Here is a 22,356-nt window from a genome sequence, read left to right on the forward strand (position 1 = left end):
ACCCGGGCTCCAAAAGTACCTCCGGACTCCCCTCCCCCGCCACCACCCCCTCGCTCGGCTCCCCCGCGGACAGGCCGGGGCCCTGGGGACACGAGAGAAGGCGCTTGAGCGTCATGGCCCACCTGGGGGACACAGGCGAGGATGGAGCCCATGACCGCCCCGCCCAAGACCATCGTCTTCGACCTCGACGGCACGCTGGTGGACTCGCTGCCGGACATCATCACCAGCTTCCAGTACGCCCTGGAGAGCCAGAAGCTGCCCGTGCCCTCGGTCGCGGAGGTCCGCGCCCTCATCGGCCTGCCCCTCGAGGACATGTACGCGCACTTCGCGGCGCCCGACCAGATCCCCACCCTGTGCGCCCTCTACCGCGAGCACTACCCCCGCAACTTCGTCACGCGCTCGCGCCCCTTCCCCGGCGCCGTGGAGCTGCTGCGCACCCTGCGCGAGCGCGGCTACACGCTCGCCATCGCCACCACCAAGCGCACCGACATGGCCCGGCGCTTCGTCGAGGCACTCGGGTTGACGTCCGCCGTGGACCACATCCAGGGCACCGACGGCTTTCCCCACAAGCCCGCGCCGGACGTCATCCAGCGGGCCCTGGCCGCGCTCGGCTCCGAGGGCCTGTGGATGGTGGGCGACACCACCCACGACATCCTCGCCGGTCGCGCCGCGGGCCTGCGCACCTACGCCGTCACCTGGGGCAACCACGGCGCGGATGAGCTCGCCACCGCGAAGCCGGACGAGATCCAGGCCGATCTCTCGCGGCTGCTCGAGCACCTGCCCGCGCGCGCCTGACGCGCCCCGCGTACGTCACGCGGAGTGCGCCGCCTCCGCCTCGTGGACGTGCGCCTTCTGCTCCCGGTACTCGGAGATGTGCGCGTAGACGTGCTCCGGGAAGCGCAGGTCCTTGTAGACGTTGCCCTCGTCCGGGTCCTCCGGATTGGGGATGATGGGGAAGTCCTGCTGCTGCTGGAACTGCAGCACCTTCTCCCTCCGGGGCGGGCTGTAGTCGTGCGCCTTCACCTGCTCGATGAGCGAGAGCGCCTGTGCCTCGTCGCACGCGGGATCCTGGAGGAGCAGCCACTTCAGCTCCGCCTCGTCCAGGAAGTAGCGTGCCACCATGGCGAAGACGAGCCGGCCGAAATGGCCGATGTCCTTGCCCGCCTCGAGCGAGTCCAGCAGGTGCCGCATCATCCCGTTCTCGCGCAGGGCCTCCTGCCCACCCGCTCCCGCGCGCTCACCTCGTGTGTCCGTCATGGCTGAAGTCCCTTTCCATGAAACCGGTCGGGCCGGTTGCATCTGAAAACATGTTCAGCACGGTGACGCGACCCTGCACCTGCCCGCCCTCGTCCCATGTACCGGATGCACGGAGGGCGAGCGGGAGGAGGGGCCTTCAGCTCGGGCGCGAGGAGAATTCCCCGGTCAGGGCCGGCTCGGATTCGGCCGCCTCCTCGGCGGGAGACTCGGGCACGGGGGTGGTGAGTGCTTCGAAGGTGGACTCGTACTGGGGGTGATTGGTGCCCAGCAGCCGATCCCACACGTTGAAGTAGAGGCCGAAGTTCCACTTCATCCGCTGGTGGTGCTGGTGGTGGTGGGTGGTCGTGGTGAACCACCGGCCCACGGGCGAGCGCAGGAAGCCCCGCGGATACAGCTCGACGCCCAGGTGCCCGATGACGTTGATGAAGAGCTGGAGGGTCAGGAAGATGAGGAACGCGCTGCGATGGACCGGCAGGGTCAGCAGGATGAGCGGTCCGATGCCCGCCTCGATGACGGCCTCCAGGGGGTGGAAGGCGTAGGCGGCGAGCGGCGATGGATCGTGCGACAGGTGGTGCACCTTGTGGACGTGCTCGAAGATGGGCTTCCAGTGCATGAAGCGGTGCGTCCAGTAGAAGTACGTGTCGTGCACCAGGAGCATCACCGGAATGGACAGGACGAACCACACCGGCCCATGGCGGTCGTCGGTGTAGAAGCGCGACAGCCCGGCCTCGGCGAGCGCGTACATCCACACGCCCACCAGCCCGAAGATGACCAGGGAACCCATTGAATAGAGGATCTCCCGGCGCGCCTGCTTCTCGCTCACCGGCCCGGGTCCCAACCGCCGGGACGAGAACCGCCGCGGCGTGCGGCGGTGGAAGAACACGAACGCCGGAAGGGCGAACACCACGTAGCGCAGCAGGTTGAGGAAGAACACGCCCAACGCGACGTCAATCGGGGAACGCGGGGGAAGCATGGGCATCAATGGTCTCCGGAGGAACAACAGCCTAGCGCCGCGTCCCCCAACAAAGTATCCCGGGCCCCCCGTTGTCTCCCGGCATCAACCCCACCCCCTTCCACGGAAATTCCAGCATGGATCTCGAACTCCGCAATCGTCGAGCACTCGTCACCGGCTCCACCTTCGGCATTGGCTTCGCCATCGCCAAGGGACTGGCCGCCGAGGGCGCCCACGTCTTCATCAACGGCCGCAAGAGCGAGTCGGTCGACAAGGCGATCGCGCGCATCCGCCAGGAAGTGCCCGGCGCCCAGGTGGAGGGCGTGGCGGCGGATGCGACCACCGCCGAGGGCGCCCAGGCGGTGTTCGCCCGCGTGCCCGCGGTGGACATCCTCGTGAACAACCTGGGCATCTTCGAGCCCAAGCCCTTCTTCGAGATTCCGGACGCCGACTGGACGCGCTTCTTCGAGGCCAACGTGCTCAGCGGCGTGCGCTTCTCGCGCCACTACGCGCCCGGCATGCGCGAGCGCGGCTGGGGCCGCGTCCTCTTCATCTCCAGTGAGTCCGCCCTCAACATCCCCACGGAGATGATCCACTACGGCATGACGAAGACGGCCCAGTTGAGCATCTCGCGCGGGCTCGCCATGGAGCTGGCGGAGTCGGGCGTGACGGTGAACGCCGTGCTGCCCGGCCCCACGAAGACCGAGGGCGTGCAGGACTTCCTGCAGGATCTGGCGAAGTCCAAGGGCCAGACGGTCGAGCAGACCGAGGCGGACTTCTTCCGCACCGCGCGTCCCGGCTCGCTCTTGCGCCGCTTCGCCTCGCCCGAGGAGGTGGCCCACCTGGCCGTCTACCTGTGCAGCACGCGGGCCTCGGCCACCACCGGCGCCGCGCTGCGCGTGGATGGCGGCCTCGTCAACAACATCGGCTGAAGCACGGCGGGGAGGCAGCCCCTCCGGGCCCCGGGGATGTTATGTCCCAGGGGCCATGCCCACCCTCTCCAGCCTGACCCAGTCCCTGAGCCAGCTCGCCTCCTCCGAAAACCTGCGCCTCCTGTGGAACGTGCTTCGCCACGCACCGGGAGGCGGTGTCCTGATGGGGCAGCTCATCGGCAACATGGCACCGTACACGGGCTCCATCCGCCCGGAGGTGCTCTCCCTCGAACCCGGCTACGTCCGGGTGCGCATGAGGGATCGGCGCGCGGTGCGCAACCACCTGCGCTCGGTGCACGCCATCGCGCTGATGAACCTGGGCGAGGTGGCCACCGGACTGGCGGTGCTGTCCTCGCTGACCGGGGGCATGCGCGGCATCATCACCCACCTGGAGATGGACTACCTGAAGAAGGCGCGCGGCCCCATCTCCGCGGAGTGCCACGCGCCCGCGACCACTCCCGGCGAGCGCAAGGAGTACGACGTCCAGGCGGACCTCACCGACGCGGCGGGCGAGGTCGTGGCCCGAGCCCGCGCCCGCTGGCTCATCGGCCCCGCCATGCACTGACCCGGTGGCCGGCGTTCGTCTAGGATGAACGGCACCTCATGCCTCCAAGGGTTCACGCATGATCGTTCGCACTCTCCTGCTCACCCTCGCGGTCGTCGCGACCATTGGTTGCGGCTCCCCTTCCCAAACCGGACCCGATGCCGGGCATGACATCGACGCGGGCAACCCTGGCACCCCCCAGGATTTCTACTCGTCGTTCGAGGACGCGGACCCACAGCCCGCCTGGAGCTCCACGGTCGAACTCGACGCGAAGGGGCAGAAGAAGTCCTCCGGGATCACCGGGGAGCCGGACACGCGGATTCGCGGCAACATCATGGCGCAGGTGCGCTCGGTGACCGCCAGCAGCGAGAACCCTCCCGAGGAGAGCGTGGCCCGCCTCACCGACGGGGAGCTGACCTCCAAGTGGCTGGCGTACCAGAACACGGGCTGGGTGCAGTGCGAGCTCGCGCGGCCCCTCGCCGTGAAGCGCTACGCCCTCTCCTCCGCCAACGACTCACCCGAGCGAGACCCCGCCACCTGGACGCTCGAGGGCTCGCAGGACGGAACGAGCTGGACCGCGCTCGACCAGCGCAGCAACGAGTCGTTCACCACCCGCCTCGAGACCCGCACCTACGAGTTCACCAACACCACCCCCTATCCCTATTACCGGCTCAACATCACCGCCAACCGCAGCGGCACCACCCTGCAGCTCGCCGAGTTCCAGCTCTCCGATGGCGATGACGCGCCGCCGCCAGTGACCGACATGAAGAGCGCGGTCGGCAACGGCCCTGGCTCTTCGTGGAACTCCAAGATCGGCACCGGGTTCACCGGCACGCACGCGCTGCGCTTCGCGGGCGCGGTCACCGCGAGCGGCCGCGGCTACGCCTACAACAAGCTCTTCGACGTCAACATACGGGTCACGCCGACGACGGAGCTGTCGTATCTGCTCTTCGTCGACCCGGCGACGAACAACCCGAACTTCCCGAGCACCTACGCGGCGCTCGATCTCGCCTTCGACGACGGCACCTACCTGAGCGAGCTGAACGCCGTGGACCAGAACCACGCGGTGCTGAGCCCCACGGGCCAGGGCGCTTCGCGCACGCTCTACCCCAATCAGTGGAACCACAAGGTCTCACGCATCGGTGACGTCGCCGCCGGCAAGACGATCAAGCGCATCCTCATCGGCTACGACCAACCCAACGGCCCGGTTTCGAGCTTCGGCGGATGGATCGACGACGTGCGGATCACGGCCTCGCCCGTGCACGTGACGCCCACGCATCTGTCGGACTACGTGACCACCCTGCGTGGCACCCACTCGAACGCCAGCTACTCGCGCGGCAGCAACTTCCCCGCGACGGCCATCCCGCACGGTTTCAACTTCTGGACCCCGGTGACCGACGCGAGTTCGCCGAACTTTCTCTACGAGTACCACCGCCGCAACAACGTGGACAATCGCTCGGCGCTCCAGGCACTCGCCGTGAGCCACCAGCCGAGCCTGTGGCTGGGTGATCGGCAGAGCTTCCAGGTCATGCCCTCGGCGGCCAGTGGCACACCGAGCGCCAACCGCACCAGCCGTGCCCTCACCTTCCAGCACGAGAACGAGATCGCTCGGCCCTACTATTACGGAGTGAAGTTCGACAATGGCGTCCAGGCCGAGTTCACCCCCACCGACCACGCCGCGCTCTTCCGCTTCACGTTCCCCGGCGGCGACGCGAACCTCCTCTTCGACAACGTCAACAACGACGGCGGGCTCACCCTCAACCCCTCGACACGCACGATCACGGGCTACTCCGACGCGCGCAGCAACCTGTCAGTGGGCGCCACGCGGATGTTCGTCTACGCCACGTTCGACCGGCCGGTGACCACGAGCAGCATGCTCTCCGGCGGCGGCGGCACGAGCGTGACCGGCTACTTCCGCTTCACCGTCCCGGCGGACGACCGCACCGTGACCATGCGCATCGCCACCTCGCTCATCAGCGTCGAGCAGGCCAGGAAGAACCTCGCGCTCGAGATCGCGGAGGGCGATCGCTTCGAGGACGTGAAGGCACGTGCCCAGAAGCTCTGGGACCAGAAGCTCGGCATCATCGAGGTCCAGGGCGCCAATGAGGACCAGCTCACCACGCTCTATTCCAACCTGTACCGGCTGTTCCTCTACCCGAACTCGGGCTTCGAGAACACCGGCACGGCGACCGAGCCCGTCTACTCGCACGCCAGCCCGGTGGCGACGCCGAGCGGCACCAACACGCCCACGCAGACCGGCGCGAAAATCGAGAGCGGCAAGATCTACGTGAACAACGGCTTCTGGAACACCTACCGGACGGCCTGGCCGGCCTACGCGCTGTTCACGCCAGGCACCGCGGGCGAGCTGATCGACGGCTTCGCGCAGCACTACAAGGAAGGCGGCTGGATCGCGCGCTGGTCCTCGCCCGGCTACACCGATCTCATGACCGGCACGCACTCGGATGTCGCCTTCGCCGACGCCTACGTGAAGGGCGTCCGCAACTTCGACGTGGAGGCGATCTACGACGCGGCCCTGCGCAACGCCACGGTCCTGCCGGCCAGCAGCGGCGTCGGGCGCAAGGGACTCGAGTCGTCGATCTTCCTCGGCTACACCCCGAACTCGACTGGCTCGGGCCTGTCGTGGGCGATGGCCAACCATCTGAACGACTTCGGTATCGCGAACATGGCGAGCGCGCTCGCCACGGACACGAACCACCCTCGCCACCAGGAGTTCGTCGAGAGCGCGGAGTACTTCCTCGATCGCGCGCGGCGGTACGTGAACCTGTTCGACCCGTCGATCCAGTTCTTCCAGGGCAGGACGGCGAGCGGCGCGTTCGTGAGGTCCAAGAGCGACTACGAGCCGCGCGCCTGGGGCTACGACTACAGCGAGACCAATGGATGGAACATGGCCTTCGACGCGCCGTACGACGGCCTCGGCCTCGCGGCCCTGTACGGCGGCAAGGCCGGGCTCGCCGCGAAGCTCGACCAGTTCTTCGCCACGCCGGAGACCGCGAGCTTTCAAGGCACCTACGCCGCGATCGTCCACGAGATGGTCGAGGCGCGCGACGTGCGCATGGGACAGCTCGGCCTGAACAACCAGCCCGCGTACCACATCCCGTACATGTACACCCACGCCGGTCAGCCGGCGAAGACGCAGGAAAAGGTCCGCGACGCGCTCGCTCGCCTCTTCGTCGGGAGCAACATCGGCCAGGGCTACGTCGGCGATGAAGACAATGGCGCGATGTCGGCGTGGCACATCTTCAGCGCGCTCGGCTTCTACCCGCTGGCGGTGGGAAGCACGAACTACGTCATCGGCTCACCGCTCTACACCAAGGCCGTCATCCACCTCGAGAACGGCCACGACATCACCATCAACGCGCCGAAAAACAGCCCGAGGAACGTCTACGTGCAGGCGCTGAAGGTCAACGGGCAGGCGTATACGAAGACCTATCTGCCGCATGAGCTGCTCACCGCCGGTGCCACGCTCGACTTCGACATGGGCCCCGCCCCTTCCTCGTGGGGCACCGGTGCCGAGGATGCGCCGCCCTCGCTCACCACCAACGGCAGCGCCCCGAGCCCGCTGCGCGACACCGCGACGGGCGGCGCGGCCACGTCGAGCGACGGCACGAATGTCGGCAGGCTCTTCGATGACACCTCGGCCACGAGCGTGAGCTTCACCGCGGCGAACCCCGTGTTGCAGTACCAGCTCTCCTCGGGCGCGCGGCAGGTCACCTTCTACACGCTGACGTCGGGCACCGGCACGGTCGACCCGACTGGCTGGACGCTGAGCGGCTCGAACGACGGGGCGAACTTCACGATCCTCGACCGGCGCAGCGCCCAGACGTTCCGCTGGCGCACGCAGACGCGCGCCTTCCGGGTCGCCACCCCGGGCAACTACACGTACTACCGCCTCACGCTGACCGGCGCGGCGGGCCTGTCGCTCGCCGAGGTCGAGCTGCTCGCCAGACAGTAAGGGGCCGCCTTCGGCACCGGGTTCAGTTGGCCTCGCCCGCTCGGTCCGCCTCCACATCTCATGCTCGACATTCGAGGCGCGGAGGCCCTCCTGGCGTGCGACACAGGGGTGGAACCTCTATCCACGGGCCCCCAGGCGAGCCAATGCTTTCGTCCTCTTCTATTCCGCGTCGGTGCTGCTGCTGTCGGCCAGTGCGTGCCGTGACGAGCCCGGAGCCGGTCTGCGCCGAGGCGCTGCTCCCGCTGCAGAACCCGCGCGCCCATACCCTGGGCGAGACCTTCTACCTGCCCCGGCTGAAGCAGGACGCGCGGTGTCCCTCCACACTGGAGTGGCAGGTCGTCTCCGCGCCCGAGGGCAGCCGCAACACCGGGGTCCGGTGGCGGGTGCAGCCCTTCGCGATGCCGCTCTTCGGCAACAGCGTGGCGGATGCCTCGGAGGTGGTGGGCTCGGTCACCCAGGTGGACCCGTCCAACCAGGGCATCACCCAGGTGGAGGGGAAGCTGCGCATCCGCGGGCCCAGCATCGACATGAAGGACGTCGCGTTCTCCATCGTTCCGCAATAGCGGCACTGGAGCGGGGCCCTCCCACCCATGCCTGGGAGAGGGGGCCCCGTCTCAAAGCCTGGTGAGTTGGAGTGGGCACGTCGGTGGCTCGGATGCTCGGTGAGGTCAATCATTCCGAACTGGATGAATGCTTCGGACAAGGACTCCTCGCGCTCGCGATCCTTGAACAGGCGCCAATGCCAGTTCAGCCAGCCAAACGTTCTCTCTCCACTCCATCGATTGGGGAGTAGAACACAAACCCTTGGCCTGGTCCGAGCGCATCACACCTCGACGCCGACTGAAAAGACGCCCGGACCTTGTGCGCTGGGAGAAGCGTGAGGATGATAGGCTTATAGGTGGTAGCTAAAATTCATTCTGGCTTACCTGTTGTGTCTCTGCCAATGTTGCCGCCGTCCCCCCGGACCCATGCGAACCTCGCCGCCACCTGGTGGCCGAGGAATTCACAGCGTGGGGTACCAGCACCGCAGATCTTCCAGCAAGAACATCAACCCGCATGCCGAAAGGACAGGTGTGAAAATGAATAGCCAATTGCGTCAATCGTGGAGTCGCACAACGATGAAGGCCATTCGAAACCAGATCGCCGCAATGTTGGGAGCGGTGGCGCTGATCTCGTCCGTCATCCTCGCTGGCACGGCCAGCGCCGCGACGACCATCGAGCCGCTGGCCCTGGACGGCGTGTGGGCCTGTGGGGGGGCGCCCGTTCCGGCCGGGTATGTCATCACGAGTTTCGACCGCAATGGCTGCAACGGCGTGGGGGCCTGGTACCAGCAGCCCCCTCGTGACGGGATCTGGACCTGTTCGGGTTCGCCAATCGTGTCCGGGTACGTCATCACCATGTACGACCGCAACGGCTGCAGCGGCGTCGGCGCCTGGTACCACCGGCTCGCGCGCGATGGGATCTGGACCTGTTCGGGTTCGCCGATCGTGTCCGGGTACGTCACCACCAACTACGACCGTACCGGATGCAGCGGCATCGGCGCCTGGTACCACCAACTCGTCCGCAACGGCATCTGGACCTGTCCGTACTCGCCCATTCCGGCCGGCTACCGCAGCACCACCTACAACGCGACCGGATGCGGCGGACTCGGCGCGTGGCTCACCGTGAAAGCCTGACCCCGCTCCACCACCGGGACACGGGAGCGTCCACCTGGGCCTTCGACAGGGTCCCCCATTCGGAGCGCCCGCCCTCGAAGGAGCTCCCGCCCGCGCCAACGCGACGGCGCGAGCCCCCATCGATCCGGACCTGTACGCGTTCTGGAGCCACATGTTCGAGCCGCGCGACCGCGAGGCGCAGATCGAATGGCGGGTCGAGAACTGGCGCAGACTCAACGGGAGGAAGATTCCCTTCGACGCCGAGGAGTTCCGCGCACTCGAGCGGCGCATCATCGCCCACTCTGGCCGTCACGACACCTCGGATGCTCACGCGCGGGCCGACTCCTCTGGACTGGCTCGGGGGGCGGAACTCGTTCACGTCACCGTACCCACGCTCGTCATCACCACCCCAGAGGATCCCACCAATCCCGAGTCCAACTCGCGATTCCTCGCGGAGACCCTGCCGCGCTCGACCCTCGTGACCATCGACGGGATGGGGCACACGATTCCACGCGCCGTCGTCCCCCCGCTCGCAGCGGCGATCCTGAACCACATCGAGCAGGAGGGGCACTGCGCTCCAGGACGTTCGATCAGTCCCTGACCCGTAGGGACAGAGCCACGGACGGCCGCGCACAATCCAGGAGGGTGGACAGTGCATCGGGGCCTGAGCGATGGCCGTTGGCGGCGGGGACGGGAAAGCAACAATACCAGCACCACCCAGGCACCTCGCGCGACCCCGTCCGCTCTGGTGGCGAGCGCGGATGTAGCGGTGGAAGCAACAACACCGGAATCGCCGCTGCTCCAGCGGCAACAACAAGCGCGTTCCAGGACAATCCGCAACCCGCCTTCCCTCTGGAATCTCTGGAAAGCCGGTCTCGGCACGGACTCTGCAACAAGACACTCCGCCCAGAATGAATCCGGGTGAGGTCCCCCCCCTTTTGGAGAACAGCCCCATGCAGATGTCCAAACTGGTAGTGAAGGCGATGTCGGTGCTCGCGATCGTCATGCTCACGGCGTGCCCCCCGCCCACGGCATCGGTGAAGGGCGAGTACTACAGTGACACCGTGCGGGGCACGGGCTACACGTTCTCGGCCACCTTGACGTGGAAGTTCCTGTCCACCAATAGCGGCATCACCCTCAGCGAGGGCAGCTCGGAGATGGCCGTCGTCCTCAAGGGCACCAGCACCCGGCCCCCCAAGCTCAAGAGCAACGTGACCACCCTGACGGTCTACTCCTCCAAGGGCCAGGCGATCGCCCGTGGCCAGTTCCCGCTCGTCGAGCCGGAGCCGGGGGTGTACGTGCTCGCGGACCCGAGCAAGGTGGACGCCTGGCTGGCTCAGTTCGCGGACGTGGGCTCGGTGCAGCTGCTGGTCGACAGCGAGGACCCCCGCGCCCCGTTCCAGTTCTCCCTGTACGGCGGTGGCGAGGAGCTCGCCTTCACGAGCGTGGGCAAGTAGTCCGAGGGGCCGCCCCTCTTCATCCGGGAGGCTCCGGCCTCCTGGATGACGCTCTGGCGAAAGGGCAATCCCGGTACGACTCGCAACCCACCCGCTTTCCCCTTGTTGTCACCCTGCCTTTGGAGAACAGCCCCATGCAGATGCGCTTCCTCCTCTGGCTGCTGGTGGTGGGGGCCCTCCCCGCGTGGGGGGCGGCACCGCCGCGTTCCAGCTCATGCGCCCGCGCCAGCGCCACCCTGTCGCGCGTCGCCGTCATGGGGGCGAGTGTCTCGGCCGGTTTCGGCTGGGGACGTCAGGAGGGCCGTGGCAGGACGCTCGCCGACCTCCTGGACGACACCGTGGCGACGGAGCACGCGCCCGTGCGCAACTTCGCGAGCCTGTGGTTCTTCAAGAACCCACGCTCCGCCGGGCAGCGACAGGTGGACCAGGTGCTCACGTACGCGCCGACGCTGACTGTCGCCGTGGACTTCCTCTTCTGGTTCGTCCATGGCGCACAACTCGACGAGGCGCAACGTCTGGCCCGGTTGGAGCAGGGATTGGCGTTGCTCGAGCCGCTTCCGGGACCCATCCTCCTTGGCGAGCTGCCAGCGATGACCACCGCCGTGGGCAAGGCACTCGAACCCGGCATGCTCCCCTCCCCGGAGACGCTCGCGAGGCTCAACCGGCGTATCTCCGAGTGGGCACGCTCGCGCGACAACGTGGTCCTCCTGCCGCTCGGAACCTGGCTGGTGCGCTCGCCGGACGGCAGTCTGCAGGCGGATGGGCTGCATCCGACCCGTGAGGGCGCGAAATGGATCGCCGCGCGGATGATGGACTCGTTGTTCGAGGCGTGTCCCGCCCCCGGGGTGCACTGACCGGGCGTCTCCTCGCCCGTTCCCGAGGTCACGAAGCGAGGGGGAATGCATGGCCGCGCATCGGGAAAGCTCAGGACGTCGAGGGAGGTACCCAGCGCGGACCCGGCTCGGAGAACAGTTGCTCCCGGCGCATGAAGATGCCCGTCGGCAACAGCTTCTCAAGCACCTGTTTCTGGTGTTGCTTGAGCGCCTTCGCCTCTGCCTGCCAGGGGGTAGCCACGAGGTCTAGTGCCACCACGCCGTTGCCGAGCCGATGTACCACGCCTCCACTGCCCTCCAGGGCCGGCAGGCCCCCCATCAGCTTGATTAGCCGCGGGCCGAAGTACGTCCGGGCAAAGAGCGTGGTGGGCCCGCACTCCACATAGACGTCCACGTGCTGCCGGCCACTGGGGTTCATCGCCAGCGCTCGCGGGACCCCCTGAAAGGCAATGTCGACGAGGCCGAACTCGAGCGGCAGTGCGCTGGCGAGGTGGTTGGCGAAATCGAAGTAGGAAGCGGACTCCTCCGGTTCGAGCATCATCCGGGCCTCGACCTCCAGCCACCCTGGGCCGTCACCCAGGCTCCAGCTGGCCACGTACAGCGGGCGCTGCGTTCGCCGCAGGGTAGGAAGGGAAGGATCTTCCCGTTCCCCCTCTTCGCCACAGAAACGCTCCAGTTCCTCGCGCCGATAGGGCTCCCTGACCCGGGCGCTCTGGCCCCAGTGTGTAGGCGCGAAGGTGGGGTGCCGCTCGAATTTATCGAGCAGCACATCCTTCCACTCCCAAGGCGTGCGTGGCAGGAGCAGTTCGATCCAGAGGCTCTCGATCCGGGCCACGCTTACTCCGCCTTGAACGTGAACGACTTGATGGCACCCGCCCGGTAGGCAACATGGAAGACGTACTCCCCCATCTCCCAGGCATCGAAGAACGGCTTGGTCCGATCCGGCTCACGCTGGAGCGCCTTCCTGATCTGCTCCTTGCTCGAGTCAAAGCTCAACCCGAAGGGGAGCTTGCCGTGGTACCCACGCTTGCCCTGAGGGGCCTCCAGAATGATGTGCGTGACCCTCTTCGTGCGGACATCCGTGAGCACCGTCACCCCGGCCTTCTCGAAGGTGTAGTACACGGACTCTGGGGCCCCGATCTCCTCGTCGACATCGACATTGCCGAACTGAGACACGAACTCCTGCACCTCGGGTGCGTCATAGGTCTTGCCAACGAGTACTCCCAGCGTCTGCTCTCCCACGTGCCTTTCCTCCTGTGAAACGGTTCTCGACCACACCCTGCGGCCTCAGGCTAGATGAACCCCAGCGTCATGCACAGCTTGTCGAGATCATCATACAGCCCGATATTCTTGTTGCGCTGATGGATTTTGTCGAAGGCATCATCGATCTTTTTGTTGGACCACCCATCATCCTTGAGCGCCTCCTTGATGGCCTTCATGTCTTTCTTTGCCGCCTCCTTCAGGTCCGCAGCATCCTTGGCGATCTGCTTCTGGGTATTCCTTCCGCCATACGTGCGGCTGAAACCACGGTGGATGTCCCGCGACTCGTGCATGGCCGTGATGTAGTTGTGGAGCTTGCGGTACTCCGCCTTGGTGAGCGGGTTGCCCAGGTGGTTTTCGACCGCTTTCTTGCAGGCCTTGGAGGAGGGGATGTGGTCGCAGTCGATTCCCCTGTACTTGTTTTTGCGGACCTCGCGCCGGGTTTTGAGATAGGAGCTGACTACTCCCGGATTCTTGACGGACTTTTTCTTGTGCTGATTGACATTGTTGGCCTTGCGCTTCTTGGAGTGTGCAAGACCAAGGACGTCGAACTGCACCAATGGATTGGGCGCATAGGCATACAGGTTGATCCCCCCCTCCAGGTCGAGCGGATCGCTCTGGAGGTAGCGCCCGAGGACCGGGTCGTAGTAGCGGTAGCGGTTGTAGAACAGCCCCGTGTCCGGGTCGTGATATTGGCCGGGCAGGCGGAGGTTGAACTCGATCCGACTGTCTGGGGCGACGGTGATGTGGCCGTAGGGCTCGAGCCTGGAGGCCCACCAGACGGTGCGTCCAGAGGCATCCTCGATCCTGAGGGGGGCTCCGACCTGGTTCACGAGGAGGACGAAGACCTGACCACTCTCCGGGGCCGCATCCACCGAGGGGTAGTCGACGAACAGAACGGGCACGAGCGAGTCATGGCCCGCATACACGTAGAGCCGTAGCTGTCCCCGAGGCGACAGCTCGGCGGCGAGGCGGTCTGCGTCCCAGAAGAACTCTCGCTGCCGGGTGCCCCGCCCGCAGCGGATGCGGCGCCCCAGGGCGTCATACTCGGCGGTCCAGGGCTCGCCCTTCGCATCCTCCACCCGCACCAGCATGTCCGCGCTGTCATAGGTGTAGCACGTGCGGGAGCCATCAGGCCGCCGACGCTCGCTCAGGTGGGTACGGACGTCATAGACGAACGTCTCGTCATTGGCCCGGGCCAGGCGGTTGGCCTCGGCGAGCACGGTGTTCTCGAGCCCGGGCTTGCCCAGCAGGTTGCCCGCCGGATCCAACACGTAGTCGAAGCGGCCGTGTGGCCCCTCCTCGCGAGTGAGCCGATGGGCCGCATCCGTGGTGTAGCGCGTTTGCCGGCCATCCGCCTCCCAGACAGTGGCCAGATCTCCATCGGCCGTGTACATGTAGCGGGTCCACCGAGGGGGCTTCGTCTCCTGGAAATCCTGCATCCAGGTGAGGCTGCTCAGGAGCCGCCCCTCGCCATCATACTGGGCGAGCTCGCGCAGCCCGTGCGCATGCTCCCGCAGCAGCAGGCCGCGCTCGTCCCACCAGAACAGGTGCTCTCCACCGGTGGAATCACCCAGCCGCCGCAAGGGGTCTCCCGCCGTGCCCTCCAGCGACCACGTGAAGCGTCCGAGCACGATGGTGACACAGCGCCCGCCCACCCACTGGCGTTGGATACCCCGGCCATTCCGCAGGTCACTGCGGATCTGCCCGAAGAGATCATGCCGCAAGTCCACCTCGTGGTCCCCGGTGGAGGCACGGATGACCCGGCCCTGCTCATCATGCTCGAGCAGGTGGATCCCGCCCGAGCCCAGATGGCGGGTCTCCACCCGCTCCCCGTCCTCGTACTCCATGCGCAACAGCACACGCCCCAGCGCGTCCTGCTTCTCGAGCAGCCGGTCTCCCTTGTCCCAGGTGTACTGCTCGTGCAGCCGCCCGTTGCGAGCAACCTTTACCAAGCGATCCTTCTCGTCATACTCGTACTCGCTCTGCGTGCCGGCCGGGTCCACGACACGCACCACCTGTTCGGTGGAAGAGTAGGCATAACGGGTAAGGGAGCCCTGCGGGTCCTCCACTGCGGTGACAAGATTCCAGCGGCCAATGCGTTGCTGCCAGATCCGGCCGTCCGGATCACGGTAGCCCACTTCATTTCCGGCCCGGTCATGGACCCAACGGTGGCTCCGCCCTTCGGGGTCCACCTCGGACACCACCCGGCCCAAGCCATCAAACGAGAGCACCGGCGCCGCGCTCCTGCCCGCCGGGTACAGCCGGATTAGCAGGGACAGCAGTGACTGCAACTCCTGTGGCACCCTCGCGAGGAGAGGGGGCTGCCCTCCCCGTGCGACCTGTGGAGGCACGTCCCGGTCACTGCCCAGCAACAAGCCGAGCGGCGTCTCGGGGAGGGGGGCGGGCCCAGGAGGCTCGGGCTGGGGCAGGACCTGCGCCGGGGGGAGCACCCGCTGATAGGGATCGAGCTGCCCCAGAAGTGCCCCCTGCGCGTCGTAGAGCATCCGCGTGACGCGGCCCCCGGAGTCAATCTCCTGCAAGACCCGCCCATCATCGGCGACCTCCCGCTTGAGTACTCCCCCATAGGGATCAACGAGCTCGACCAAGGTGAGATCCTCGTTGTAACGGAAGATGTGGACCCCTCCGGAGCGCTCTGTGACGCGCGTCTCCCAGCGCTCCGGGTCATACTCCAGGCGAGTCCACCACAGCCCATCCTGTCCGGCTGTCTCGATGCAGCGGCCCGCCTGATCATATTTCCACCAGAAGGCATAACCATTGGGGTCGCGCATGCGAACCCACCTGTGCGCGCCGTCATACTCATACAGATAGCAGCCCCCCTCCGCGTCACATGAGGTGACGAGGTGGCCCTGACGGTCATAGGTGTAGCGAGCGAGGCATTGGGGCTCGCGTCCCCCCATCCGAAGCAACTCCAGGAGCAGGCCGGCGGCGTCATATTTGAGCCGGTAACGTACGCGGCCCGCGGGCGACACCTCCTCCAACTGGATCAGCCGCTCCTCATCCCAGCTCAACTCAAGCCGTTGCGAGCCGGACTGCACGACGCGCAGCTTGGCAACGTGACTGGCAGGCGGGGCTTCGAAGTGGAGCAACGGGCCACTGCCCTCGCGGAGCGTGAACTGCCGGGGTCCCGTCCGCCGAAGCACCACGCCATGGAGTGAGGCCTCCCCGGCATCCGCGTCCAGCGGGTCGAAGTCCAGGGTCCGCCCGGTGGGGTCTTCATAGCGCCACACCTGAGGCGAGAGATGCAGGGTGTGCTGGTACTCATGGCGGAAACCCCAGCCGAGCGGGCCGTAGAGGTCCGCCCGCGCCGTGGAGTAGTAGCGCCGCCAGCAGAAGAGTCCCGGGGGCGGCGAGCGCGCGTCCAGGAAGTCATCGAAGTTGGCTCCGGTAATGACATCCACCGGGTGGCCACCATTGCAGTGCACACCATTCTGCGCTTTGCGCGTGCTACGGGCCTTGCGCACCTTGGAGATAAGCGCCCCCAGGATGGCCATGCCCGCCCTCATTCCCAGCGCCATCAGAGACACCGTGGGCGGGCCGCCAATGAACACGGGAAGGGGAATGGAGAGCACCAGGGTCGTGGGCAGTACCAAGCTGGAGATGGACTTCTTCTTTCTTCGCCTCGGGAAGGGCGGCACTCCAATGTCCTGGCAACTGAGCACGGGCAGGGCCAGGTGGCTGAAAGGCTCGTCCTCCACCACCACCGTGGAACTGCCCATGAAGATCTCCGCCTCATTGCCAGGAGGCTTGGCGAACACCCCTCCAATAGGAAAATGAGGGGGCAGGGCGATGCCGCCCGTTCCGGCCTGGGCCCGCGGCAGTCCACCGACGAAGACGGTCGTGCCCAGGATGGGCACGTAGTCCATGGGATCGAAGACAATGCCCACGAAGGGGTGCGGGATGGGAACCACCACGCCGGGCGGGGTGATGATGAGGTGGATGTCAATCCCCAGCAACGGATCAAGGTGCTTCGCCGCGGGCATCATGCCTGGGTCCCCCCGGGTGAAGTCGGTTGCCACACCGGACCGAGCAGGTGCTCCATCTGCTGCTCGATCTCCGTGCGCTTGTCGCTGAAGTGGGCCAGCTCGGTGAGCCGCAGCAGGCAGGCTCCTGCGTAACCGAGGGTGGAACTCTGGCGTGCGGGCGCGTCCATGAGCTGGGCGGTCTCAAGCGCCCGAGAGCCACAGTACCAGGCCTCCTCCCATGACTGGGCCTGCTCGTGGCACCAGGCAGCCATTCGCCAGCCCTCCAACTCCATGAGCAGATCGCCAATCTGGGCGGCCAACACGGCCACCTGTTCATAGACGGAGGCGGCGTGCTTCCAGTCCGCGGAGGCGACCAGGGCGGATCCCACCGCCAAGCGTGCCTGCAAGAGCAGCCGGGCCCCGCTCGGCTCTCCCTCCGCCTGGGCCTGCAGGGCGACGGCCTCGGCCTGGCGGTACTCAGCGAGGGCCGCCTGGGGCCCCTCCGCGGACAGCAGCCCCGAGCCGAGCGCAATCTGCGCGACCACCTGGAGGTGCCTCCACCCTTGAGAGCCCGCCATCGCCACCGCCTCGGTCCTGCACTGCTCGGCCAGTTGCAGATCTCCAGCCCCCAGGGCGCGGCTCATCTGCACGAAGAGGTGGCGAAAGCGGCCCTGGGGGGTCTCCAGGTCCCCGGCTGCTTCGGAGATCTCCTCAAGCGCAGCGGCCATGTTCAGCCCCGCCACGCAGGTGTGAATGAGCCGGGGAGTGCCACGAGCAACCTGCTTGAAAGCGTTTCGCTCGATTGGGTCCGGGCAGACCCAGCGCACCTGAGGAGAGAAGGGTCCGCGCACAGCGCGCTCCACCCATTGAGACCAGGCTGTCTCGGAAGCTACCGACTCGGGCATGAGCACGAGCGCCAGGTGACGGAAGCGCGGCAGATAGTGCTGATGGAGCGAGGTGGCGAGCGCCATGACGGACAGGGGGGCGGACTCCGAAACCACGCGAGGAGGTTGCCAGGAGGGCTCCACACCGGCTGCCGTCAGGCGCTCTCTCAGTGCTGCATGTCGAGTGATCAGCTCCTGAGCAAGCGCATGGTCGTAGTGCTCCGGGGACCGCAGCGGAGAGGTGAGACGCAGGAACAAGTCCGGTCCCGTGCCGCTCCCATACTCCTCCACGTTCAAGAGCGTCTCCAGCATCGACCACTCATCGCTGGCGAATACCCAGTGCAATAGCCGCGACTCCGGTAACGCAGCGAAGGTACGCCACTGGGTGCGTAGGCGCTCGAGCCGATCGAGAACAGGCTTGCGTAGCTTCGACAGATCCATGGCGGCGAGCAGCAATAGCACAAATGCGGGTTCGATTCTCGCCGCGTTCGTGTAGTCAACTGAAATCATACGGCACACCGCCCGCCCAGGCCTGCTCGACATCGCCGCCACCAACCATGTGCCGGAGGCGCTGGTGGACGGCCTGAGCGCCGAAGAATGCTCAGCCTGGTACTACGGAAGTCTCTCGGCTGGCTCGCTCCTTTGCGGACTGGCACCGGTTGTTGGAGTTGTTCGGTCTGGCCGACGTGCTGCTGGCTGACGAGCAGTCCGTCTATACCCCTCGCGACTACAACGACCGGCCACTGCTCCACCGGGCCTTGCGAGGGAGCCGTCCGGCTGCGACGCTCACCTCATGGACCAGGCGATCGAACGCGTCATCACGCATCTGTCCAGCGCCCGCAGTGTGCTGTTCATCACGGGCGCTGGAATCTCGGCGGAGTCGGGAGTCCCCACCTATCGCGGCATCGGAGGGCTCTACAACGACAAGACGACCGACGAGGGGCTGCCCATCGAGGTGGCGCTCTCGGGGAGCACGTTCCGGCGCAGGCCCGAGCTGACGTGGCATCACCTCCACCAGATCGAGCGCGCCTGCCGGGGGGCGACCTTCAACCGCGCCCATGAAATCCTGGCGCGCATCGAGGAGTGCGTCGAGCGCTGCTGGGTGCTCACGCAGAACGTCGACGGCTTCCACCGGGCGGCGGGCTCGAAGCACGTCATCGACATCCACGGTGACATCCACGAGCTGCGCTGCACGCGGTGCTCCTTCACCGAGCGCGTGGTGGATTACTCGAACCTGGAGCCGTGTCCGAACTGCCCTCGGTGTGGCTCGCTGCTGCGCCCCGAGGTCGTGCTCTTCGAGGAGATGCTGCCGCACACGAAGGTGATGCGTCTCCAGCAGGAGCTCGCGACGGGCTTCGACATGGTGTTCTCCATCGGGACCTCGAGTCTGTTCCCCTACATCGACGGGCCCGTGCTCGAGGCGGTGGCGCGCAAGCGTCCGACGGTGGAGATCAACCCGGGGCGCACCGACCTGTCGGACGTGGTCGAGGTGAAGCTGCAGATGGGCGCGGTGGCTGCCTGCGAGGCCTTGTGGACCGCGCGCGGCCGGTGGATGGCTCAGCGCGAGTAGCGCTCGCTGCTCTCCCGCATGCGTGGGAGAGGGGGCTTCGTTTCAAATCCTGGTGATGCGGAACCCGTCAGTGGTGGTGGAGAGCAACGGCAACAGGAAGCACAACGAAACAGGCAGGAGTTTCATGGGGGCGTATCCTCGAACATCAACAGCGAGAAACGCGAACCATTCATTGTTGAGTCAAGGCCGCCCTGCTCCTCGATGAACGACGGGCCGGTGAGTGTTCCCTCCCTCTTTCGGGTGATTTCCACCAGGGCCCGATGATTCAGCATCCTGACGAGAGCGGGGAAGAAGCGCTGAGTCGCAACCCGCGCCGCCCCGCTGACCCTCGAGAGAGCCTCCTACCCCCATGCAAGCCAGCGACTACAACCCCATGTTGCCCGCGGTGCAGGCCGATCCCTACCCGTATTACGCGACGCTCCGCGAGAACGCCCCCGTCTACTTCAACGAGCAGCTCGGCTGGTACATCGTCAGCCGCTACGAGGACGTCATCGCCATCACCAAGAACCCGGCGGTCTTCTCCTCCGCGCGAGCCGTCGTGCGGCCGGAGCAGCTCGACGCGGCGGAGAAGGTGGCGCCCACCGCCGTTCGCGCTTTCCGCCGGGGCATCCTCCTCAGCGAGGATCCGCCCATGCACACGAAGACCCGGAGCGTGGTGACCCGGGCCTTCACCCCCAAGCGCGTCGCCGAGATGGAGCCGCGCATCCGGCAGCTCGCCCGCGAGCTCATCTCCCAGCTCCCCCGCTCGGGCGAGTTCGATCTCATCAAGGACCTGGCCGAGCCGCTGCCCATCATCGTCATCGCGGAGATGATGGGCGCGGAGCCGAAGCTCCGGCACGAGTTCAAGCGTTGGTCCGACAATGCCGTCGCCACCTTCTACGCGCTGGCCCGTGGCGCGGAGCTGTCCGGCATCGAGCGCACCTCTCAAGAGATGCACGACTACATGTCGCAGGCCCTGGAGGCGCGCCGCCAGCAGCCCCGGGAGGATCTCATGCAGGCGCTGCTGGACAACGGCGTGCGCGAGGGCCTGCTCTCCGTGGACGAGGCGATCGCCTTCTGCCGGCTGCTGCTCGTGGCGGGCAACGAGACCACCACCAACCTGCTCGGCAATGGCATGCACGCGCTGCTGAGCCACCCCGATCAACTGGAGCGACTCACGCGCGAGCCCGCGCTCATCCCCAACGCGGTGGAGGAGATGCTCCGCTACGACTCGGCCGCGCAGGTGTTCTTCCGCAAGGTGACGCAGGACGTGGAGGTGTCTGGCACACGCATCCCCTCGGGGGCCAACGTCCTGTTGCTCTTCGGCTCCGCCAATCGCGACCCGCGCAAGTTCCAGGATCCGGATCGCTTCGACGTGACGCGCAACGTCGCGGGCCATGTCGCCCTCGGCCACGGCATCCACTTCTGCCTCGGAGCGCCCCTGGCGCGGCTGGAGGCCCGGGTGGTGCTGGAGGAACTGCTCACGCCGGATCGCCAGCTCTCGCTCGTGCCGGGCCAGCACCTGGAGAACGTTCCGAACTTCAACGTCCGGGGCCTCAAGTCCCTGCGGGTCCGCACGGAGCCCGCGCCGGGAACTCGCGCGAGCGCTTGAGCGGAAGGTCACATGCTCATCCGTTCCGCCATCGCTCGACGACCTCCGGGTTCTCCTGGAACCAGCGATCAGCGGCCTCGGCGGGGGACTTCTTCTCGACGTTGATCAGATAGTCGAGGTAGGTGACCTCGGCGTTGCCGAGATGCATCCCACGCAGCATGCGCAGCGCCTCCGGCTCGAGTTTCGAGAGGTGTTCCTCGCGCAGGATGAGTGTCGCCTCGTCCTTCCCGCGCAGCAGCCCCTTGGGCTCGACAAGCTCGCGAATGCGGTAGCGGTGGTGGAGGTGCTGCGGGTGCCAGAGCGGGACGACGACCCAGCGTTTCTCCTCGACGGCGCGAGTGAACGCGTCCTCGCAGTCCTGCTGCGTCCCGTTGCGGAACTCGTAGCCGGCGCTCCCGAGTCCGTAGGCTTGCATGATCTCCACGGAGAAGCGGCTGATGCCAGCGCCGGGCCCGATGCCCTGGATCACCTTCGTCATCCGCGCGGCGACGTCTGGCTTGAGGAGGTCGGCGACAGCCGACACGGCGTCCTCGGGCACGTAATCGGGTACGCCCCAAAAGGCATAGGGGTTGTAGAGGACGGAGAGCTTCTCGACCTCGTTCTCGAAGGGAGCGAGATACGCACCGTGACTCCCGGGCAGCCACGCGGAGGACAGGAGGTCGACTTCCTTGCGCTGCATGCGCGCGAACATCTCCTCATGCAGCGCGGTGTTGAACTCCACCGGGTGGCCATGGTCGGTCAGGATCCGTGCGACCACCGCCGCCGCCGCGGCGTGGAACGAGAGATCGATCTGTCCGAGCTTGATGGTCGGCTGCGTGAGGACGCGATCCTCGGAACCACAGCCGACGACCCACATGGCACCCGCGGTGCCCAGCGCGCCTTGGATGAATTGACGTCGATTCATGGCAGTTCTCTCCTGAGAGGGCATGGCGACTGCGCGCCGGCTCCTGTCTGGAGCGAGCCCGCGCGTTCACCGTGGCATCACCCTGCACTCCCGGACGCGATGGAAAAAGGCGTCGCCGAGACGAGGACTCATGACGTGGGGGCACGAATCCCCCCGTGTCTCTTCCCCCGACCCAAGACAGAGAAAAGTGCTAGATTCTCAAATTCTCATACGAGGACGGAGCGCAAAAGGAGGGGCTGCAAGTAAACGAGCCCTCGAGCCAGTGTGCGCGGGTCCGTGAGCTGGCAGGGAGGCGAAGGCGCCCTGATGGGGCATTTTGGAACTCCAGGGGGAAAAATGCCCCCGCGAGTGACAGGACACCGCGCGGCCCACTGTAGCAGAAAGGCTCTGGCACGGCGCGTGCTCAGGAGAGGGTCAGAGGATTTGTGTAGCGCGGACCGAATCCCCTGACACCTGCCCCGGATGGGCGGGTTGCAGCGCCCGGCTTGGAATCCTCTCAGGAATTCCCCTCGGGCGGAGTGAGCCGAACTACATGTCTTGCTCAATAGTTTTCACCCG

At 66.6% G+C, this 22,356-nt stretch carries 18 protein-coding genes and 1 pseudogene; 11 read left to right on the forward strand and 8 right to left on the reverse strand.

Going from position 1 to position 22,356, the window contains the following annotated elements:
- The first annotated feature begins 150 nt into the window (after positions 1 to 150).
- A complete protein-coding gene (locus CYFUS_RS37665; protein WP_095989595.1) occupies positions 151 to 795 on the forward strand; it encodes an HAD family hydrolase in 645 nt (214 codons plus the stop codon).
- A gap of 15 nt (positions 796 to 810) precedes the next feature.
- Here the strand turns inward: CYFUS_RS37665 and CYFUS_RS37670 are convergent, their stop codons facing one another.
- Positions 811 to 1,257, reverse strand: a complete 447-nt coding sequence (locus tag CYFUS_RS37670) for a hypothetical protein (protein WP_095989596.1) — start codon at positions 1,255 to 1,257, stop codon at positions 811 to 813.
- Positions 1,258 to 1,393: 136 nt separating this feature from the next.
- Positions 1,394 to 2,236, reverse strand: coding sequence for a sterol desaturase family protein (locus CYFUS_RS37675; RefSeq protein WP_095989597.1), 843 nt, complete (start codon positions 2,234 to 2,236; stop codon positions 1,394 to 1,396).
- 110 nt (positions 2,237 to 2,346) lie between these two features.
- On the opposite strand from CYFUS_RS37675, the gene CYFUS_RS37680 reads away from it, so the two are divergent.
- The 4 genes from CYFUS_RS37680 to CYFUS_RS37695 all read left to right on the forward strand — a co-directional run bounded on the left by CYFUS_RS37680 (position 2,347) and on the right by CYFUS_RS37695 (position 8,221).
- Complete coding sequence (locus CYFUS_RS37680) at positions 2,347 to 3,141, forward strand: SDR family NAD(P)-dependent oxidoreductase (protein ID WP_095989598.1); 795 nt, start codon at positions 2,347 to 2,349, stop codon at positions 3,139 to 3,141.
- 55 nt (positions 3,142 to 3,196) lie between these two features.
- The gene (locus tag CYFUS_RS37685; RefSeq protein WP_157758881.1) at positions 3,197 to 3,706 is read left to right on the forward strand and encodes a hotdog fold domain-containing protein; all 510 of its coding nucleotides are present in this window, start codon (positions 3,197 to 3,199) and stop codon (positions 3,704 to 3,706) included.
- Positions 3,707 to 3,764: 58 nt separating this feature from the next.
- Positions 3,765 to 7,658, forward strand: a complete 3,894-nt coding sequence (locus CYFUS_RS37690; RefSeq protein WP_095989600.1) for a GH92 family glycosyl hydrolase — start codon at positions 3,765 to 3,767, stop codon at positions 7,656 to 7,658.
- Between the two features lie 200 nt (positions 7,659 to 7,858).
- The gene (locus CYFUS_RS37695) at positions 7,859 to 8,221 is read left to right on the forward strand and encodes a hypothetical protein (RefSeq protein ID WP_095989601.1); all 363 of its coding nucleotides are present in this window, start codon (positions 7,859 to 7,861) and stop codon (positions 8,219 to 8,221) included.
- Positions 8,222 to 8,343: 122 nt separating this feature from the next.
- On the opposite strand, the pseudogene CYFUS_RS53305 reads toward CYFUS_RS37695, so the two are convergent.
- Positions 8,344 to 8,451: pseudogene (locus CYFUS_RS53305) on the reverse strand (IS5/IS1182 family transposase); the annotation flags it as partial.
- 325 nt (positions 8,452 to 8,776) lie between these two features.
- On the opposite strand from CYFUS_RS53305, the gene CYFUS_RS37700 reads away from it, so the two are divergent.
- From CYFUS_RS37700 to CYFUS_RS37715, 4 genes are all read left to right on the forward strand, one after another.
- Entirely contained in the window at positions 8,777 to 9,334 is a 558-nt protein-coding gene (locus CYFUS_RS37700; protein ID WP_198316280.1) for a hypothetical protein, read from the forward strand.
- Positions 9,335 to 9,485: 151 nt separating this feature from the next.
- Entirely contained in the window at positions 9,486 to 9,914 is a 429-nt protein-coding gene (locus CYFUS_RS37705; protein WP_157758882.1) for an alpha/beta fold hydrolase, read from the forward strand.
- Between the two features lie 352 nt (positions 9,915 to 10,266).
- The gene (locus tag CYFUS_RS37710; RefSeq protein ID WP_095989602.1) at positions 10,267 to 10,770 is read left to right on the forward strand and encodes a hypothetical protein; all 504 of its coding nucleotides are present in this window, start codon (positions 10,267 to 10,269) and stop codon (positions 10,768 to 10,770) included.
- Positions 10,771 to 10,904: 134 nt separating this feature from the next.
- Positions 10,905 to 11,624 (forward strand): SGNH/GDSL hydrolase family protein, encoded by a 720-nt coding sequence (locus CYFUS_RS37715; protein WP_095989603.1) that lies wholly within the window; start codon positions 10,905 to 10,907, stop codon positions 11,622 to 11,624.
- A gap of 70 nt (positions 11,625 to 11,694) precedes the next feature.
- On the opposite strand, the gene CYFUS_RS37720 is transcribed toward CYFUS_RS37715, so the two are convergent.
- The 4 genes from CYFUS_RS37720 to CYFUS_RS37735 are packed head-to-tail and all read right to left on the reverse strand — an operon-like array spanning position 11,695 to position 18,045.
- Positions 11,695 to 12,438 (reverse strand): hypothetical protein, encoded by a 744-nt coding sequence (locus CYFUS_RS37720; protein ID WP_095989604.1) that lies wholly within the window; start codon positions 12,436 to 12,438, stop codon positions 11,695 to 11,697.
- 2 nt (positions 12,439 to 12,440) lie between these two features.
- On the reverse strand, positions 12,441 to 12,845 hold the full coding sequence (locus CYFUS_RS37725; RefSeq protein ID WP_095989605.1) for a hypothetical protein: 405 nt from the start codon (positions 12,843 to 12,845) through the stop codon (positions 12,441 to 12,443).
- A 50-nt stretch (positions 12,846 to 12,895) separates the two neighbouring features.
- On the reverse strand, positions 12,896 to 16,870 hold the full coding sequence (locus tag CYFUS_RS37730; protein WP_095989606.1) for an RHS repeat-associated core domain-containing protein: 3,975 nt from the start codon (positions 16,868 to 16,870) through the stop codon (positions 12,896 to 12,898).
- Positions 16,867 to 18,045: a hypothetical protein gene (locus tag CYFUS_RS37735; protein ID WP_157758883.1), complete on the reverse strand. Its 1,179-nt coding sequence runs from the start codon at positions 18,043 to 18,045 to the stop codon at positions 16,867 to 16,869. Before CYFUS_RS37735 ends, CYFUS_RS37730 begins: the two co-directional genes overlap by 4 nt.
- Before the next feature lie 481 nt (positions 18,046 to 18,526).
- On the opposite strand from CYFUS_RS37735, the gene CYFUS_RS37740 reads away from it, so the two are divergent.
- Both CYFUS_RS37740 and CYFUS_RS37745 read left to right on the forward strand, forming a co-directional pair.
- Positions 18,527 to 19,303 (forward strand): NAD-dependent protein deacylase, encoded by a 777-nt coding sequence (locus tag CYFUS_RS37740; RefSeq protein WP_095989608.1) that lies wholly within the window; start codon positions 18,527 to 18,529, stop codon positions 19,301 to 19,303.
- Positions 19,304 to 19,652: 349 nt separating this feature from the next.
- Positions 19,653 to 20,894, forward strand: a complete 1,242-nt coding sequence (locus CYFUS_RS37745) for a cytochrome P450 (RefSeq protein WP_095989609.1) — start codon at positions 19,653 to 19,655, stop codon at positions 20,892 to 20,894.
- A gap of 16 nt (positions 20,895 to 20,910) precedes the next feature.
- Here the strand turns inward: CYFUS_RS37745 and CYFUS_RS37750 are convergent, their stop codons facing one another.
- Positions 20,911 to 21,798: a glycine betaine ABC transporter substrate-binding protein gene (locus CYFUS_RS37750; RefSeq protein WP_095989610.1), complete on the reverse strand. Its 888-nt coding sequence runs from the start codon at positions 21,796 to 21,798 to the stop codon at positions 20,911 to 20,913.
- Positions 21,799 to 22,356 lie beyond the last annotated feature (558 nt).

Source organism: Cystobacter fuscus (assembly GCF_002305875.1).
GTDB lineage: Bacteria > Myxococcota > Myxococcia > Myxococcales > Myxococcaceae > Cystobacter > Cystobacter fuscus_A.